The following is a 17742-nucleotide window of genomic DNA, read 5'->3' on the forward strand; positions in this document are numbered from 1 at the left end:
CTTTCAGCCAATGTTATTCGATTCATCCATACGCAAAGAGCTGGCCCGCAGCTTCGGTGCCACGGTCGTGGTGCTGATCACGGTCGTCATGACCATGATGCTGATCCGCACGTTGGGTCAGGCTTACAAGGGCAATGTCAGCCCTTCCGACGTTCTGCTGGTCATGGGATATACGGTGCTTGGCCAGTTGCCCACCATCCTGGGCCTGGGACTTTTCGTGGCCGTGGTCGGCTCGCTGTCGCGCATGTACCGCGACAGCGAGATGGTGATCTGGTTCGCCGCAGGCCAGGGACTGGCCAGCCTGCTGCGCCCGCTGCTGCGCTTTGCCTGGCCGGTGCTGGCCGTGATCGCCGTGCTGGGCCTGGGCATCCTGCCCTGGGCCAATCAGCAGATCGAGCAGATCAAGACCCAGTTCGAGCAGCGCAGCGACATCGACCGCATCGCTCCCGGTGAGTTCCAGGAGTCTGCCGGCGGCTCGCGCGTGTTCTTCATCGACAAGGACGTGCCGAGCGCCACCGCTGCCAACAATGTGTTCATCGTGGCCAATGAGCGCGGGCGCGAGTCCGTGACCTCGGCGCGCGGGGCGCGGCTGGAAGTGGTCAAGGGCGAACGCATGGCCGTGCTGACCGACGGCCAGCGCATGGAGACGCAGACCAGCGACGGCTCGGTGAAGATCAGCGAGTTCAAGGAATACGGCACGCAGCTCGGCAGCGGCAACAATCTGGCCGCCGCCGAGGAAATGGCCGCGCGCAGCACGTACACGCATGAGCTGCTGCCGCGCACCGAACCCATCTACCGCGCCGAACTGGGCTGGCGCATAGGCCTGCCTCTGGCGGCGCTGAACTTCGTGATCCTGGGCCTGGCCGTGGCCAGCGTGAACCCGCGTGCCGGTGGCAGCGGCAGCCTCATGCTCGCGCTGTTCGCCTTCATCGTGTACTACAACCTCATGACGCTGGGCGAGAACTGGGTGGCCTCGGGCAAGCTGAGCATGCCCGCCATGACGGCCTTGCTGCACGGCGGCACGTTGCTGCTGGCGCTGCTGGTGCTGCTGGTGCGGCACAGGCGCTGGTCGCCGCGCGATCTGTGGCGCAGGCCCTGCAAGCCGACTGCCCTGGACGACGCGAAGGCGGTGCCATGATGAGAGTTCTGAGAAACCTGCTGTACCGCGACATCATCGCGGCCGTCGGCTATGTGACGCTGGCCTTCCTGGCGCTGTTCTTCTTCTTCGATCTGGTCGATGAGCTGCGATGGGTCGGGCGCGGCGGCGACAACGGCTACAAGATCACGCACGCGCTGCTTTTCGTGGTGCTGCGCATTCCCAGCCACCTGTACGAGCTGATGCCCATCACCGTGCTGATCGGCACCATCTACGTGATGGCGCGCTTTGCCCAGAGCTCGGAATTCACCATCATGCGCACCAGCGGCATGGGCCCCTGGCTGGCGCTGCGCACGCTGATGGTGCTGGGCCTGGGCTTTGTGCTGGTCACCTTCGGCACGGGCGACTACCTGGCACCTGCGGCCGAGAACGCGGGCCAGAACATCCGCGCCATCCACCTGGCCCAGCTGTCACGCGGGGCCACGGGTGCCTGGCTCAAGGAGCGCCAGGGCGATCATTCCATTGCCATCAACGTGCGTGCCATTCGCGGGCCGGGCGATTTCTCGAATGTGCGCATCTTCGACTTTGACGGCCAGGGCCGCATCTCTGCCCAGATCCATGCGGAATCGGCGCAGGTGAGCGAAGACGGAGAATCCTGGATGCTCCAGGGCGTGCAGGCCAGCCGCCTGACGGCCAAGGCCGACGGCGGCATGGTGCTGCAGCGCGAGAAAGAAGACAGCATGAACTGGAAGACGGGCATCAGCGCCGAGATGGTCTCGGCCGCTTTGCTCAAGCCCGATCGCATGTCCACCATCTCGCTGTTCCAGTATGTGCGCCACCTGGAAGCCAACGGCCAGGCTGCGCAGAAGTACGAGATCGAGTTCTGGCGCAAGGTCTTCTACCCGATGAGCTGCCTGGTGATGGTGGTGCTGGCCCTGCCTTTCGCCTACCTGCATTTCCGCTCGGGCGGCATCGCGGCCTATGTGTTCGGCGGCGTCATGGCCGGCATCAGCTTCTTCCTGCTGAACAACGTGTTCGGCTACATCGGCACGCTGCAGACCTGGTCGCCCTGGCTGACCGCTGCGGCGCCGGGCCTGCTCTACAGCCTTCTTTCATTGACGGCCTTCACCTGGCTGGTGCTGCGCCGCTAGGACCGTTGCCATGCAAAACGAGACAACATCTGCCGGCAGGACCGGACTGATCCTGCTGGCACACGGCTCGCGCGACGCCTTGTGGCGCCAACCCATCGAGGCCGTGCTGAAGGCCGTTCAGCAGACGCATCCCCAATCCCTGGCCGCCTGCGCCTACCTGGAGGCCTGCGCGCCCGACCTGCCCACCGCCGCGCGCGGGCTGGTCGAGGCCGGCGCCACGCACATCACCGTGCTGCCCCTGTTCCTTGGCACGGGCAAGCATGCGCGCGAGGACATCCCGAAGCTGGTGCAGGAGATAAGCGATACCCATCCGCAGGTGGCCGTGGACCTGCAGCCGGCCGTGGGCGAGCATCCGCGTGTCACGGCCCTGCTGGCAGAACTGGCACTGGTGGCCACGGAGCCCCGTGGCGCGCCGGGAAGCTGAAATAACGAATCGCTTCTTTATATAAATGCAGCATAATGGCGCGCAGCACCCTGCTGTCACCGCCATGAACCTGCACCAATTCCGATTCGTCCAAGAAGCGGCGCGCCGCAACCTCAACCTCACCGAGGCGGCCAAGGCCCTGCACACCTCGCAGCCAGGCGTCTCCAAGGCCATCATCGAGCTGGAGGAGGAGCTGGGCATCGACATCTTTGCGCGCCACGGCAAGCGCCTCAAGCGCATCACCGAACCCGGCCTGGAGGTGCTCAAGAGCATCGAACTCATCATGCGCGAGATCGGAAATCTCAAGCGCATCGGCGAGCAGTACAGCGCCCAGGACAGCGGCACGCTGTCGATTGCCACCACCCACACACAGGCCCGTTACGTGCTTCCGCCTGCCGTGGCACGGCTGCGCGACCTGTATCCCAAGGTCACGATCAGCCTGCACCAGGCCACTCCGGCAGAGGTGGCGCGCATGGTCATCGACGAGGTGGCCGACATCGGCATGGCCACCGAATCCCTGGCCGACTACCCCGATCTCGTCACCCTGCCCTGCTACGAATGGCAGCACGTGCTGGTCATGCCCACAGGCCACCCGCTGGCGCAGAAAGAGCGCATCACGCTGGACGACATCGCCCACGAATCGCTGATCACCTACCACCCTTCGTTCACGGGTCGCGGCAAGATCGACCAGGCCTTTGCCACGCGCCGCCTGCGTCCGCGCATCGTGCTGGAGGCCATTGACTCCGACGTGATCAAGACCTATGTGCGCCTGGGCCTGGGCATCGGCATCGTGGCCGAAATGGCCATGCGCGACGACCCGGTCAATGACCTGGTCGTGCGCCCCATGGGCCACCTGTTCGGCCAGAGCGTGGCACGCGTGGCCATCAAGCGAGGCGCCTACCTGCGCAATTTCGTCTACCGATTCGCCGAACTGCTCAGCGACCGCCTGACGCGCGATCTCATCATGCGCGCCATGAACGGCCACGTGCACGACTACGAACTCTGATCCTCCGCCCCACCGGACCTGCAGTGCGGGTCCGCTCCCGCTGTCCGCTGTTTCCGCCATGACTTCTGCCACGCCCCGCACGCCCGCCTTCCCCAGCCGCCTGCCCCATGTGGGCACGACCATCTTCACCACCATGTCGGCCCTGGCCGCCGAGCACCAGGCGGTGAACCTGGGCCAGGGCTTTCCCGATTTCGGCTGCGACCCCAGGCTGGTCGATGCCGTCACGGCCGCCATGCAGGCCGGCCACAACCAGTACCCGCCCATGCCCGGCCTGCCCCAGCTGCGCCAGGCCATGGCCGACAAGATGCAGGCGCTGTACGGCCGCAGCTACGATGCGGGCACCGAGATCACGGTCACGGCCGGCGCCACGCAGGCCATCCTCACCGCCATCCTGGCCACCGTGCATGCTGGCGACGAGGTCATCGTGCTCGACCCCTGCTACGACAGCTACGTGCCCAACATCGAGCTGGCCGGCGGCGTGCCCGTGCGCGTACCGTTGACGCCGGGCAGCTTCAAGCCCGACTTCGCCAAAATTGCCGCCGCCATCACGCCGCGCACCCGGCTTTTGATCATCAACAGCCCGCACAACCCCAGCGCCACCATCTGGAGCGATGCCGAGATGCTGCAGCTGCAGGAGCTGCTGGCGCCCACCGACGTGCTGCTGATCAGCGACGAGGTCTACGAGCACATGGTCTACGACGGCCGCCAGCACCAGAGCGCCGCGCGCTTTGCCGGCCTGGCGGCGCGCGCCTTCATCGTCTCCAGCTTCGGCAAGACCTACCATGTCACGGGCTGGAAGGTGGGCACCGTCGCCGCGCCGGCCGCACTCACGGCCGAGTTCCGCAAGGTCCACCAGTTCAACGTCTTCACCGTCAACACACCCATGCAGGCGGGCCTGGCCAGCTACATGGCCGACCCCGCGCCCTATCTTCAGCTGCCCGCCTTCTATCAGGCCAAACGCGATCTTTTCCGCCAGGGCCTGGAAGGCTCGCGCCTGCGCCTGCTGCCCACGGCGGGGACCTATTTCGTCTGCGCCGACATCTCGGCCGTGTCGGAGCTGGACGAAGCCGCGTTCTGCCAGTGGCTGGTCCGGGAGCATGGCGTGGCGGCCATCCCGCTGTCGGCCTTCTATGGCGACGGCTTCGACCAGCGCGTGGTGCGATTTTGCTTTGCCAAGCAGGACAGCACGCTGCGCGCGGCACTGGATCGGCTGCGCAAACTCTGAGGTTTGTGGGCGAGCGGGCCTGCAGCCCCGGATAATGAGAAGCATTCTCGAATCCAGCTGCGGGCCTTTTGTTCCGCTCACCCATGCCCTCCTCCTCCCAGCGCTACACCACGGCGCAGCTCGACGCCATGCGCCAGCGCCACGGTTTCAGCGTGCGCTTTCTCTCTGCCGTCTCCGAAAACGATTGCATCTTCGAGGGGCAGGTGCAGGAGCACCAGCTGCCCTCGGGCCTGCAACTGGTCAGCTCCGACATCCGCATCGACCACGGCTATGAATCGACATCCGAGCACCCGCGGCGCTTCACCGCCGTGGTCCTGCTCGACGGCCAGGCCGAGCTGCAGTTGCCGGGCGCCCGCCGTGCACTGAGCGTGACGCGCCATGCGGCGGCGGCATTCTCGTGCGGCGACACCGAGATTCTCAAGGCCACCCATGCCGCAGGCCAGACGGTGCGCGGCTTCAACCTGTCCATCGAGGCGCCCGAGGCCTGCGCCGATGCCGAACTGGCCGAGCTGCTGCACCAGGCCATGCGGCAACCCGGCCCGCCACTGCATGCCTGGTCACTGCCCGAGCATCTGGCGGTGTCGCTGCGCCAGCTGCTCGATGGCGTCTGGAGCGGCAGCCTGGCCCGGCTGCACCGCGAAGGCATTGCGCTGCAGGTGCTGGCCTGCGCGCTGCAGGCACATGCGCAGCCGCGGCCTGCGCCCTTGCCGCGCATCCATCCCCGGGACAGGCGCGGCCTGGAGCGCGTGCGCGAGTGCATGGATGCAGCGCCGGGCCAGGCGTACAGCCTGGACGACCTGGCGCGCCTGGCCTGCATGAGCCCGACCACGCTGCGCGAGAAATTCCAGGCCGCCTACGGCCAGACCGTGTTCGGCTGGCTGCGCGAGCGCCGCATGCAATTGGCGCGCGAACGGCTGGCACAGGGCTGGAGCGTGCAGGAAGCGGCCGACTGCGTGGGCTTTCAGCACGCCAGCAATTTCGCCACGGCCTTTCGCCAGCGCTTCGGCCACGCGCCCAGCCAAGGCAGCCTGCGTCACAAGCCATAGGACTGGCGTCGCCGGGAACAGGCGGCGGCGGTGCACATTTCCCACAATCCGGGCTCACGCCCAGGACCATGGAAATGATGAGTATTCGCATCCAAAACTCCGCCCCGCGACACCCACAAGGCGCGCGGCCCCCCCTGTCCCTGCTGATCTGTGCCCTTTGTGCCGCCCCTGCGCCAGCAGTCTGGGCCGCCGACGAGGACAGGCCCGCTGCCAGGAAAGGCGACACCGAACTGGGCACCGTCACCGTGCGCGCCGCCGCCGATGCGGGCACCACCGAAGGCACGGCCCGCTATACCAGCGGTTCCACGGGAACGGCCACGGGCCTGCAACTGTCGGCGCGCGAGACACCGCAGTCGGTCAGCGTGATCACGCGCCAGCTCATGGACGATGCAGGCCAGCTCACGGTCTCGCAGACGCTGGAGGCCTCCGCGCCCGGCCTGTCGGTGAGCCGCAGCGACAGCAACCGCTACCAGTTTTCCTCGCGCGGCTTCGGCGTCAGCAACTTCCAGTTCGACGGGCTGGCCTCGCCCATCAACAGCCTGTGGAACTTCGGCGCCACCGACATGGACACCGCCTTCTACGACCGCGTGGAAATCGTGCGCGGCGCCACGGGCCTGCTCAATGGCTCGGGCGATCCGTCGGCCACGGTGAACTTCGTGCGCAAGCAGCCGCGCGAGACGGCGGGCGGCCATGCATCGCTGACGCTGGGCCGCTGGAACCTGCGCCGCGCCGAGGCCGATCTGTCCCTGCCGCTGGACCGCGAAGGCCGCGTGCATGGCCGCGTCGTGGCCGTGCAATCGGACAGCGACAGCTACGTCAGCCACTTCGGCCAGCGCAGGCAGGGCCTGTACGCCGTGGTGAGCGCGGCCCTGACGCCCGCCACCCGGCTCGTGACCAGCCTCGAATACCAGAAGAACACCAGCCCCGGCATGGGCGCCGGCTTTCCGCTGTTCCATGCGGACGGCAGCCGCACGGACTTCGACCGCTCGGTGTCCAACAACACGCGCTGGTCGCATTTCGGCACCGAGAACACCACGGCCACGCTGGACCTGACGCACCGCCTGGACAACCGCTGGCTGCTGCGCGCCGCCTACAGCCGCAACGACGGCAACTACGACATGCGCTACGTCTACCGGGGCGGCGCGCCGGACGCCAGCACCGGCCTGGGCATGGCCAACTCCTTCATCAAGTACCGGGGCGACCGCTCGCGCGACAGCCTGCACCTCACGGCCAGCGGCCCGGTCGCGCTGTTCGGGCGCCAGCACGAGATTGCCGTGGGCTGGAACCATGTGCGCGACGACATCGACATCCGCCGCTACGCACCGCTGGGCACGCCGCCTGCCACGGACAACTTCCTCGACTGGCGCAACGGCAGCCTGGCCGAGCCCGGCTGGTCCGACGTCTCCAACGGCGGCGACGACAGCCGCATGCGCCAAAGCGGCGGCTATGCCGTGGGGCGTTTCTCGCTGGCCGATGGCTGGACGGCCGTGGCCGGCGCCCGCCTGAGCCGCTGGTCCACGCGCCAGAACTACTTCGGCAGCCTGCGCGACTACCGCTACAGCAACGAAATCACGCCCTACGCCGGCCTGCTGTGGGACATCGATGCCCGGCACACGGCCTACCTGAGCTACACGGAAATCTTCACACCCCAGAACTACCGCGACAAGCAAGGCAGCATCCTGGACCCCGTCACCGGCCAGGCCTTCGAGTTGGGTCTCAAGGGCTCCTGGCTGCAGGACCGGCTGCAGGGTTCTGCCGCGCTGTTCCAGACCCGCCAGGACAACCTGGCGCAGGACACGGGCGAATTCATCGACGGCACCACAGACCAGAAGGCCTATCGCGGCGTCAAGGGCGCGCAGGTGCGCGGCATCGACCTGGAACTCAGCGGCGAGCCGGCCCGGGGCTGGCGCCTGGGCGCCAGCTACACGCACTACACGGCGCGCAGCGCCAGCGGCGCCGCCTTCAACACAACGCACCCGCGCAGCCTGGTCAAGCTCACGGCCATGCGCAGCTTCGAGGGTGCGCTGCAAGGCCTGAGCCTGGGCGGCAACCTGCGCTGGCAAAGCCGCATCTGGCAGAACGTGACCAACCCGCTGCGCCAGAGCGTGCAGGTCGGCCAGGGCAGCTACCTGGTGGTCAACCTCTCGGCCCACTACCGCATCGACCCCACCTGGTCGGCCAGCGTGCAGCTCAACAACCTGCTGGACCGCCAGTACTACAGCCAGATCGGCTTCTACAACCAGGGCTGGTGGGGCGAGCCGCGCAACCTGACGGTGAGCCTGAGGGCGGATTTCTGAGCTGCATCGGCATTGGCGTCGGCATGGACATCGGCAATGCCCGCCCCAACCCCGGCGCCGTAACGGGCGCCGGCCCATGCCATGGGGCGCATCGTGCACGTCCACGCAGGCGCCGCAAAGCCGCATGTTCGCGGGCAGTTGCACGGCAGCGCCGGAGGCGGATTCAGCAGCGGTGCGGTCCTTGCCACAGGCGAGTCCAGGAGCCTTGCGCCGTGATGGCAGGCGCAATGACGGGCGCAATGACGGGCGCATGTCAACGCAATCCTTCTCATTTGCCGAGCAAGGCCGGACAGGTCATTCGCCCGCCGCATGACGTCCTGCCAAAACATTGATTGACGTCAAGACAGCCACCGCCCAGCATTGGCCCGCCTGAAAAATCCGCCGCTGGCCCCAGCCGCTGCGCCACCAGAACATCGACAAAGAGACATCCCCCATGCCCCGTACCCTTTCACGCAAGCAATTCCTGCGCGCGGCCGCGCTGCTTGGCGCCACGCTGCTGCCCCTGCCCCAGGCCTGGGCGGATGCCTATCCCACCCGACCGGTCAAGCTGGTCGTGCCCTTCGCCCCTGGCGGCAATACCGATGTGCTGGCGCGCATGGTGGCACAGGGCCTGTCCGAGTCGCTGGGCCAGCCCGTGATCGTGGAAAACATCTCCGGCGCCAACGGCTCCATCGGCGCCAGCCGCGTGGCTTCGGCGGCCAATGATGGCTATACGCTGCTGTTCGGCACGGCCGGCACCCAGGCCATCAACCAGAGCCTGTACAAGAACCTGAGCGAGAAGAACCTGGGCGATTTCGAATACGTGGCCCTGGTCACCACCATCCCCAACGTGCTGGTGGTCAACGAGGCGCGCACGCCGGCCAGGACGGTGAAGGACCTGGTGGCACGCGCCGCCGCGCAAAAGACCGGCATGAGCTACGGCTCGCCGGGCAGCGGCTCCACGGTCCACCTGTCGGGCGAGCTGTTCAAGAGCGCCACCCAGCTGGACATGGTGCATGTGCCCTACAAGGGCAGCGCGCCGGCCCTGACCGACCTGCTGGGCGGCCAGATCGATTTCATCTTCGAGAACGTCACGCCCGCCCTGCCCTTCGTGCAGTCGGGCAAGCTCAAGGCCCTGGCCGTGACCTCGGAGCAGCGCCTGCCCGCCCTGCCCGATGTGCCGACCATGAAGGAAAGCGGCTACCCCGCCTTCGTGACCGGCACCTGGAACGGCGTGCTGGCACCCAAGGGCACGCCGACCGCCATCGTCAAGCGCCTGGAAGAGGCCACGCTCAAGGTGGCGGGCCATGCCGACTTCAAGTCCAAGGTGACGGCGCTGGGCGGCGAAGTGCGCCTGCTGGACTCCAAGGCCTTCCGCGAATTCACGCGGGCCGAGTACCAGCGCTGGAATGCCATCGTTCAGACGGCGAAGCTGGAGCGGCAATAACGCCGGCTCCGGTCCCCGCCTCCGGCGCCCGCTGGCGGCGGGCCCAGAACGTCTCGTTCGCCCAGCGCGGCTCCAGCGCATAGTAGTGCTCGTGATGGCTGCGGTACGCGGCGCGTATCGGCCGGATCCACGCATCCCAGGCAGGCAACGCACCGGCGTCGCCCGCCAGGCTGCGGCGCACGGCCAGGGCGGCCTCGCTGCCGGTGACCAGGCTGTTGAGCAGGCCCTGCGATGCCAGCGGATCGAAGGACAGGCAGGCATCGCCCACGGCCAGCCAATCCGGCCCGCTGGCTGCATCCAGCCATTGCTCGTGGGCGGCGGCCACCCGCAACGGCTCCAGCACCTGGCTGCCCACGCTGCGCGCGCCCACCAGGGCCGTGCGATCGGCCATGTCCAGCAGATCCGCCGTGCTGCGCAGGCGGCGGGCTTCGGGCAGGTCGATATCGGTCTGCCAGGCAATCACGCAACTGCCATCAGGCAGATCGGCGCTGTACCACCAGCCTTCGGCATCCGACTCGATCATGGTGGTGCCTGCATGCTCATGCGATGGCGGCTCCACCCAGGCGTGAAAACAGACCAGGCGGCCGTCGCGGCGGACCTCGGCACCCGCCTGCCGGGCCACCCGGGCCGCGCGGCCCGTGGCATCGACCACGATGCGGCAGGACAGCTCCAACGGGCCGTGCGCCGGGTCGCCCTGCGCCCTATCGATCAGGCAGCGCCAGCGCATGGGTGCGCCCGGTGGCTGGCGCTGCAGGCTGCGCAGCGTGGCGGGCACCAGGCAGGGCACGCCACGGCTGCGCGCAGCCTCCAGCAGCATGGCGTCGAAACGCTTGCGGTCCAGGTGCCAGCCCGCGCCATGCGGGTCGAACAGTGCGTCCTGAAAGATGACCTCGGAGCTTCCCCACAATGACCGCCGCGACCAGGCAGGACGGTGGCCCTGTGCCGCGAACGCATCCCACACGCCCAGGTCGGACAGAATCACCCGGGCCGCAGCGGGCAGGGTTTCGCCAATGGCCCGCCCAGCCTGCACGGCGCGTCCTACCAGCGCCACGCGGCAATGCCCTGCCAGCTGCGCGGCAACGGCCGCGCCCGCCGGTCCCGCGCCCACGACGAGCACATCCAGTTCATCCGGCAGCGGCGCGGTGGCCATGGCATGCGCAGACATAGACATGGCCGCCATTCAGCGCGGCAGCACCGGGCCGCGCTGCGTCAGGGCGCGCAGCTGCTCTTCGTTGTCTGCGTCGAAGGGCTCGATGCGGGGAGGCGCTTCCTGCCCGGCCGGTTGCACGGCAGTCTTGAGCATGTGCGACGGCGCCGGGGCGATGCGGTTTTCCACCTGCATCACCGGCGGGAAGTCCTTGTCGCCACGCGGGCCCGGCCGATTCTCGATGACGCCCATGTCACCGAAGTGGCTGATCATGCGGTTGATTTCGCTCTCATAGCCTCCCTCGCCCAGGGTGCGGAACCACGACTCGCGCCGGTTGAAGGCGGCGACACGCTGCTCGCGCGGCAGTTCGGTATCGATGACCTTTTCATAGGCCTCCTGCGTCAGCACCTGGTTGGGCACGCGGGCCGGCCAGAACGTGGGCAGGTAGGGGTCGTAGCGCGGGCCGTAGCCGGCGTAGTAGCCGCTGCGGCAGCTGGCGGTGTCGGTCTGCCAGGGAACGGCCATCCAGCGCGTGAGGTCACCGGCCACCTGTGCATACAGCGGCCCGCTCTCGGACAGCGCCACGGCGGGGGTGAGCCGCGAGCCGTAGAGCTGCAGCTCGGGCGGGTTCTCGGCCGCCTCGCGGATGCGAAATGGCGCCCGGTACATGCTGGCGTGGCGCATGGGCCAGGTGATCTCGCAACCCGGGTGAAAGGCATCGGCCAGGCAGTCGTCCATGGCGGCATGGTCGAGCATGGTGGGCTGCTCCTGCAGCGGCACATCGGACAGCTGGGCCGGGTACTTCTGTCCGGGCGTCCAGTCGGAGAGAAAGTGGCCTGCGGCCCACAGGTCCAGCATCCTCAGCTGCGTGGCCGTCAGCGCCGCATGCTGGCGCGGCGTGTCGGCCGGCGGCACGGCCATGGCGTCGCCATACAGCCAGGGCCAGGGCTGGGGAGATGCGCCATCACGGTCAAAACGGCGGAAGGCATTCGCAACCTGCTGGCGCAGCTCGGCCCAGGTCGTGCCCGGGCTGTTGAGCCTGGCGATCCACGCTTCGTCATCTGCACTGGCCGCCCCGCCCCAGCCGAACTGGGATGCAAAGCCCTTGTTCGCCCACTGCAGGCTGCTCTGGCGCTGGAGTATGGGCAGGATGTGCCGGCTGAAGGAGACGTGCAGCGGGAAGGCGGCCATGCCCGAGTGGATGTACACATCCTCCATCAGGTCCTTCATGGTGCGCACCGACTTCATCTGCGGGCCGTAGTTGGGCGGCGCAACCGTGACCCATGCCGCATCCACCGGCACGGAAACGCCGGCCACGACGACCTTCGCGCGCACCGGGCCGTCGGCCACATCGTCATGCCAGCCCTCGTTGTTCGCAAACGTGGTGGCCTTGGAGCCATCCACGGAGGCAGAGACGCCCCGGCCTCCCAGCACGAGAAGCTGGCCCGTCTTTTCAATGCGCAATTCGCCCAGATAAACCGGCTTGCCGCAGAAACTACCGCTATCGAATGCCACCGGGGCCGAGCCTTTGGCAATTCGGCGGGCTCCCGGTCGAATGGCCAGGCTTTTCCGGTCCTTCACCGTGGCATTGCGCAAAATCGTGGGATCGGCCGTTGCGGCTTCAGGCACGTCCAGCGCCAATTGGAATTGATACCAGGCGGCTTTGGTATTGGCCAGTTCGACTTCCCATTCGATTTCGTCCTGGTCGGCCGTGAGTTCACGCACCACCTCGCCCGCGGCGTTGTAGCCGTAGATGCGAAAGCGCGCAGCCTGGCGCTTGAGCGCGCCCTGCGCATCACGCAGGCTGCCCGGCGCCATGGGCGGCACATGCATCAGCTCGGGGCCGACATAGTACTCATCCGGGCTATTGCCAATACGCGCCACACCAATTCCCGGGTGTATGGCAGCACGCACAATGGTGGAGTCGATTCCCATTTGTCGCCCTTTCAGTTGCTGAGGCACTGATTGCAACAAATGGTATCAAAAATGCCGAGACAAAGTTAATTATCGGGAATCGACAATCCATAGCAGCGCGCAAATCGATTCATATGAACCCATTGGCGCAAAAGATGCCGAATCGCTATTGATAATGAATTGGCAAGATAAATACCGGTTCACAGCAGCACGATGTCGTACTGCTCCTGTGCCATGGCGGTCTCGGCCTGCAGCGAGATGGGTTTCTTGATGAAGTCGGACAGGCCGGCCAGGTGCTGGCTTTCCTCGTCCAGGAACATCTCGACCACCTTGGGCGAGGCCACGATGCGGAACTCGCGCGGGTTGAACTGGCGCGCCTCGCGCAGGATTTCTCGCAGCACCTCGTAGCAGACGCTGCGCACGGTCTTCACATGGCCCTTGCCCTGGCAGACCGGGCAGGATTCGCACAGCATGTGGGCCAGCGATTCGCGCGTGCGCTTGCGCGTCATCTCCACCAGGCCCAGCTGCGAGAAGCCACCCGCCATGGTCTTGACCCGGTCGCGCCCGAGCTGGCGCTTGAATTCGGACAGCACCTCGGCCTGGTGGTCGTCGCGCACCATGTCGATGAAATCCACGATGATGATGCCGCCCAGGTTGCGCAGGCGCAGCTGGCGCGCGATCTGGTGGGCGGCTTCCAGGTTGGTCTTGAAGATGGTGTCGTCGAAGTTGCGCGCGCCCACGTAGCCGCCGGTATTGACGTCCACCGTGGTCAGCGCCTCGGTCTGGTCCACGATCAGGTAGCCGCCCGACTTGAGGTCCACCCGCCGGCCCAGCGCGCGGGCGATTTCCTCGTCGATGGCGAACAGATCGAAGATGGGCCGCTCGCCGCGGTAATGCTGCAGCTTGGGCACGGCCGCCGGCATGTACTCCTGCCCGAAGGTCATGAGCAGGGCGAACTGCTCCTTGGAGTCGATGCGGATGCTCTGCGTGCCTTCGCCCACCAGATCGCGCAGCACGCGCTGCAGCAGGTTCAGGTCCTGGTGCAGCAGCGACATGGGCGGCAGGCGCACCGAGGCCTCCTTGATGCGGCTCCAGGTCTTGCGCAGGTAGCGGATGTCGTCGGCCAGCTCGGCGTCGCTGGAGTCCTCGCCATTGGTGCGCAGGATGAAGCCGCCGCCGCCGCCGGTCTCCTTGGTGCCGACCAGGCCCTGCAGCCGGGCGCGCAGGGCATCGCGCTCGCCCTGCGGGATTTTCTGCGAGATGCCGATGTGGTCGTCCTGCGGCAGCAGCACCAGCAGGCGTCCCGCAATGCTGATCTGCGTGGACAGGCGCGCGCCCTTGGTGCCGATCGGATCCTTGATGACCTGCACCATGATGGTCTGGCCCTCGAAAACCTGCTTTTCGATGGGCACGACAGGCATGTCCTTGCGCGCGAACATGGGGGCCTCGCCCCCTTCCTGCCGCTGCCAGACATCGGCCACGTGCAGGAAGGCCGCGCGCTCCAGGCCGATGTCGATGAAGGCCGACTGCATGCCCGGCAGCACACGCGAGACCTTGCCCAGGTACACGTTGCCGACCAGGCCGCGCTCCAGCGGGCGCTCCATGTGCAGTTCCTGGACGGCGCCGTTCTCGATGATGGCCACGCGCGTTTCCTGTGGCGACCAATTGATCAGAATGTCTTGCTGCATGCTGTGCCTGTGGTGTGCTTTGTCGTTTGTATTTCTCGGCCGGAGCGGCCCGGCAGACATCTTGCCGTGCCGCGCGCTGCCATCGGCCGTGCGCGCCTGCCTGCACGCCCCTCGGGGCCCAGGTCGGGGAGCTGGCCTACAGCGCCCAGCCCAGCTCGCGCAACAGCGCCGCCGTCTCGAACAGCGGCAGGCCCATGATGCCCGAGTAGCTGCCTTGCAGCCACTGCACATGGGCCGCCGCACGGCCCTGTATGCCATAGGCACCGGCCTTGCCCATGGGCTCGCCCGAGGCCACATACGCGTCGATCTGCTGAGCGCTCATGGCCGCAAAGCGAACCCGGGAGACCGACAGCGCAGCCAGGCGCCGCGCGCCATGCTGTATGGCCACGGCCGTCAGCACCTCATGCTCTCGGCCGGCAAGCCCCGTCAGCATGCGGCGTGCATCTTCGGCATCGGCGGGCTTGCCCAGAATGCGGCCGTCGAGCGCCACCGTGGTGTCCGAGCAGAGCACGGGAGCGGCAGCCAGCGCACGGCGCGCGTGGCGGGCCACGGCAGCGTCGAGCTTGAGGGCGGTCACGCGCTGCACGTAGTCGCGCGCTGCCTCGCCGGCCAGCTCGGCTTCCATGGCCTCGGCATCTTCGGCGATGTCGCCATCCGCATTGGGCAGCAAAAGCTCATGGGCCACGCCCAGCTGCTCCAGCAGTTGGCGGCGGCGGGGGCTTTGGGAGGCTAGGTAGATGAAGGGCGGCATGATGAAAATGAGAAATGCCTTCAGCCCTTTGTATCAAAGCGCCGAAGGCTATCAAAATCATAGTATCACGAGATCTTCCGATCCGCATGACACCGCCGCTGCCGCTATTCCCGGTGGTAGGGATGGCCGGCGTTGACCGACCAGGCACGGTACAGCTGCTCGATAAGGAGCACCCGCACCATGGCATGCGGCAGGGTCAGGTCCGACAGGCGTATGCGCTCGTGTGCGGCCTGCCTGAAAGCGGGGTCCAGACCGTCCGGGCCTCCGATGATGAGGGCCACGTCATCGCCCTCCAGCTGCCAGCCCTGCAGGCGCTGGGCCAGGGCCTTGGTCGTCAGATTGGTGCCGCGCTCATCGAGCACGACGATGCGCGTGCCGCGCGGAATGGCGGCCTCGATGCGCTTGCGCTCGGCCGCATACAGGGTCTCGACCGTCTTGGAGCCGCGTGGCTCCGTCTTGACGGCCTTGAGCTCCACCTTGAGTTCCGGAGGAAAACGCTTGGCGTAGTCGTCGTAGGCTGTCTGCGCCCAGTCGGGCACATGCTGGCCCACGGCCACGATCAACAGCTTCATGCAGCGTCAGCCCTGAACCGCTCAGGCCTTGGCGCGGGGGGCGCGCTTGGCTGCCGGCTTGGCGGCAGGCTTGGCAGCGGCGCCGGCCTTGGCCTTGGCGGGGGCGCGGTTGACCACCACGGTCTTGATGGCCTTGGGCGCCGCCGTCTTGCCGGCCGGCGACTTGGCTGCGGCCGACTTCACAGCAGCCGGCTTTGCCGCTGCGGAACGGGGTGCAGCGGCCTTGGCAGGGGCCGCCTTCTTGGCAGCGGGCTTCTTGGCGGCGGCGGAGGCTGCGCCAGAAGCGGCCTTCTTGGCTGCAGGCTTGGCAGCGGTTGCCGCGGCCTTCTTGGTTGCAGCCTTCTTGGCCTTTTCTTCCGCCTTGTCGGTGGCAGCCGAGCGCGTGGGCTTGGGAGCGCCCAGCTTCAGGCGCACAGGCGTCTCGCCCCAGATCTCTTCCAGGCGGTAGTACTGGCGGATGGCCGGCTGCATGACATGGACCACGGCCTGGCCGCAGTCCACGATGATCCACTCGCCGTTTTCTTCGCCTTCCTGGCGCGGCACGGGGAACCCGGCCTGCTTGACGGCGTCGCGCACGCTGGAGGCCAGCGCCTTGGTCTGGCGGTTGGAGGTGCCCGCAGCCACGATCACGCGCTCGAACAGCGGCGAGAGCTTTTCGGTATTGAAGACCTGGATGTCTTGGGCCTTGACGTTTTCGAGGCCGTCAACAATGGCGCGTTGCAGCTTGGTCACGTCGCGCTTGGCTGCGGAATCCGATTTGGTGGAAGTGGTCATCAGGCGGTGATCAATGGAATAGGAATGGGATCAATATAGCGCGAGCGCCGTGCGGCCCGTAGAGGGCTGGGCTGTAGCGGCGCTCCAAAATGCATGGAGTTCGCCCACAGATCGCCGGAAGATTTCGCGCCGAAGAAAGTGGAGAACGCAGCCAACGCTGCGCCTCAAGCTATTGAAATTATAGTTTTGCCGCCTATTCCCTTGCACGCGCGGATTTCGCCACGCCGCTCGGGATGGCGGCTCTCGGGCTCAAAGCCAGTCGCGGGGCACCAGGAATTGCTCCAGCAAAGCGCGCTCGGGGGTGCCGGGCGCGTCCTCGCGCTGGTAGCTCCAGCTCGCATGCGGTGGCATGGACAGCAAGATGGACTCCGTACGCCCGCCGGACTGCAGGCCGAAGTGCGTGCCCCGGTCCCAGACCAGGTTGAACTCCACATAGCGGCCGCGGCGGTAGCGCTGGAAATCGACCTGCTGCTGCCCGTAGTCCATGGCCTGGCGGCGCTCGACGATGGGAAGGTAGGACTCCAGAAAGGCATCGCCCACCGAGCGCAGCATGTCGAAACTGCGCGCCTGGCCCAGCTCCGAGAAGTCGTCGAAGAAGATGCCGCCGATGCCGCGCTGCTCGTTGCGGTGCTTCAGGCGGAAGTACTCGTCGCACCAGGTCTTGAAGCGCGGGTAAAGCGTGTCGCCAAAAGGCGCCAGCGCATCGCGGCAGACGCGGTGAAAGTGCTGTGCATCTTCCTCGAAGCCGTAGACCGGCGTCAGGTCCATGCCGCCGCCGAACCAGCAGGTGGGTTCGTTGCCCGGCTGCCCTGCCGCACCTGAGCCGGCCGCACCTGAGCCGGCTGCAATCATTCGCACATTCATGTGCACCGTAGGCACAAAAGGATTGCGCGGATGGAAGACCAGGGACACGCCCATGGCCTCGAACGGCGCACCGGCCAGCTCAGGCCGGTGCTGCGTGGCCGAGGGCGGCAGCTGCGGCCCGCGCACATGCGAGAAGCCACAGCCCGCGCGCTCGAACACGCGGCCACCTTCCATGATGCGGGTGATGCCATCGCCCTGCAGGCGCTCGCCGGGGCCCTTGCTCCAGGCGTCGGACAGAAAGCGTGCACCGCCCTCGCCTTCCACCTGTTCCAGCGCCTGCGTGATGCGGGCCTGCAGGCCCGTCAGGTACTCGCGCACCCGGGCCACGGGCAGCGCCTGCCCGGTCGATTGCTCTGCCATG

Annotated in this window: 15 protein-coding genes; 8 read left to right on the top strand and 7 right to left on the bottom strand. The window is 67.1% G+C overall.

Translation table 11 applies throughout. From position 1 onward, the window contains the following. Nucleotides 1–10: 10 nt before the first annotated feature. From lptF to ACRSCF_RS15770, 8 genes are all read left to right on the top strand, one after another. Complete coding sequence (gene lptF / locus ACRSCF_RS15735) at nt 11–1138, top strand: LPS export ABC transporter permease LptF (RefSeq protein WP_016445883.1); 1128 nt, start codon at nt 11–13, stop codon at nt 1136–1138. After that, complete coding sequence (gene lptG / locus ACRSCF_RS15740) at nt 1138–2247, top strand: LPS export ABC transporter permease LptG (RefSeq protein WP_034363881.1); 1110 nt, start codon at nt 1138–1140, stop codon at nt 2245–2247. Before lptF ends, lptG begins: the two co-directional genes overlap by 1 nt. 10 nt (nt 2248–2257) lie before the next feature. Next, complete coding sequence (locus tag ACRSCF_RS15745) at nt 2258–2671, top strand: sirohydrochlorin chelatase (RefSeq protein WP_016445881.1); 414 nt, start codon at nt 2258–2260, stop codon at nt 2669–2671. Between the two features lie 64 nt (nt 2672–2735). Next, a complete protein-coding gene (locus tag ACRSCF_RS15750) occupies nt 2736–3677 on the top strand; it encodes a CysB family HTH-type transcriptional regulator (RefSeq protein ID WP_016445880.1) in 942 nt (313 codons plus the stop codon). Between the two features lie 58 nt (nt 3678–3735). Next, nucleotides 3736–4902 carry a pyridoxal phosphate-dependent aminotransferase gene (locus ACRSCF_RS15755; RefSeq protein WP_244451693.1) on the top strand — a complete coding sequence of 389 codons (1167 nt, stop codon included), beginning with the start codon at nt 3736–3738 and terminating at the stop codon, nt 4900–4902. Nucleotides 4903–4985: 83 nt separating this feature from the next. Further along, nucleotides 4986–5948: a helix-turn-helix transcriptional regulator gene (locus ACRSCF_RS15760; RefSeq protein ID WP_244451694.1), complete on the top strand. Its 963-nt coding sequence runs from the start codon at nt 4986–4988 to the stop codon at nt 5946–5948. Nucleotides 5949–6025: 77 nt separating this feature from the next. Further along, a complete protein-coding gene (fauA, locus tag ACRSCF_RS15765; RefSeq protein WP_244451695.1) occupies nt 6026–8245 on the top strand; it encodes a TonB-dependent alcaligin siderophore receptor FauA in 2220 nt (739 codons plus the stop codon). A 433-nt stretch (nt 8246–8678) separates the two neighbouring features. Next, complete coding sequence (locus ACRSCF_RS15770; RefSeq protein ID WP_074922362.1) at nt 8679–9671, top strand: Bug family tripartite tricarboxylate transporter substrate binding protein; 993 nt, start codon at nt 8679–8681, stop codon at nt 9669–9671. Here ACRSCF_RS15770 and ACRSCF_RS15775 read toward each other — a convergent pair. From ACRSCF_RS15775 to hemF, 7 genes are all read right to left on the bottom strand, one after another. Continuing rightward, complete coding sequence (locus ACRSCF_RS15775) at nt 9607–10842, bottom strand: NAD(P)/FAD-dependent oxidoreductase (protein ID WP_223275126.1); 1236 nt, start codon at nt 10840–10842, stop codon at nt 9607–9609. The genes ACRSCF_RS15770 and ACRSCF_RS15775 overlap by 65 nt on opposite strands. 9 nt (nt 10843–10851) lie before the next feature. After that, nucleotides 10852–12753, bottom strand: coding sequence for a LodA/GoxA family CTQ-dependent oxidase (locus ACRSCF_RS15780; RefSeq protein WP_244451696.1), 1902 nt, complete (start codon nt 12751–12753; stop codon nt 10852–10854). Between the two features lie 179 nt (nt 12754–12932). Next, nucleotides 12933–14420: a ribonuclease G gene (gene rng / locus ACRSCF_RS15785; protein ID WP_016453532.1), complete on the bottom strand. Its 1488-nt coding sequence runs from the start codon at nt 14418–14420 to the stop codon at nt 12933–12935. A 136-nt stretch (nt 14421–14556) separates the two neighbouring features. Then, complete coding sequence (locus ACRSCF_RS15790) at nt 14557–15171, bottom strand: Maf family protein (protein WP_046239338.1); 615 nt, start codon at nt 15169–15171, stop codon at nt 14557–14559. Nucleotides 15172–15275: 104 nt separating this feature from the next. Beyond that, complete coding sequence (rlmH, locus tag ACRSCF_RS15795; RefSeq protein ID WP_012205361.1) at nt 15276–15743, bottom strand: 23S rRNA (pseudouridine(1915)-N(3))-methyltransferase RlmH; 468 nt, start codon at nt 15741–15743, stop codon at nt 15276–15278. Between the two features lie 21 nt (nt 15744–15764). Beyond that, nucleotides 15765–16517 (bottom strand): ribosome silencing factor, encoded by a 753-nt coding sequence (gene rsfS / locus ACRSCF_RS15800; protein WP_034363878.1) that lies wholly within the window; start codon nt 16515–16517, stop codon nt 15765–15767. A gap of 249 nt (nt 16518–16766) precedes the next feature. Next, nucleotides 16767–17741 carry an oxygen-dependent coproporphyrinogen oxidase gene (gene hemF / locus ACRSCF_RS15805; RefSeq protein WP_052013937.1) on the bottom strand — a complete coding sequence of 325 codons (975 nt, stop codon included), beginning with the start codon at nt 17739–17741 and terminating at the stop codon, nt 16767–16769. Nucleotide 17742: the final 1 nt, after the last annotated feature.

It is taken from the genome of Delftia sp. 11MD (assembly GCF_050907895.1).
Taxonomy (GTDB): Bacteria; Pseudomonadota; Gammaproteobacteria; order Burkholderiales; family Burkholderiaceae_C; genus Comamonas; species Comamonas tsuruhatensis.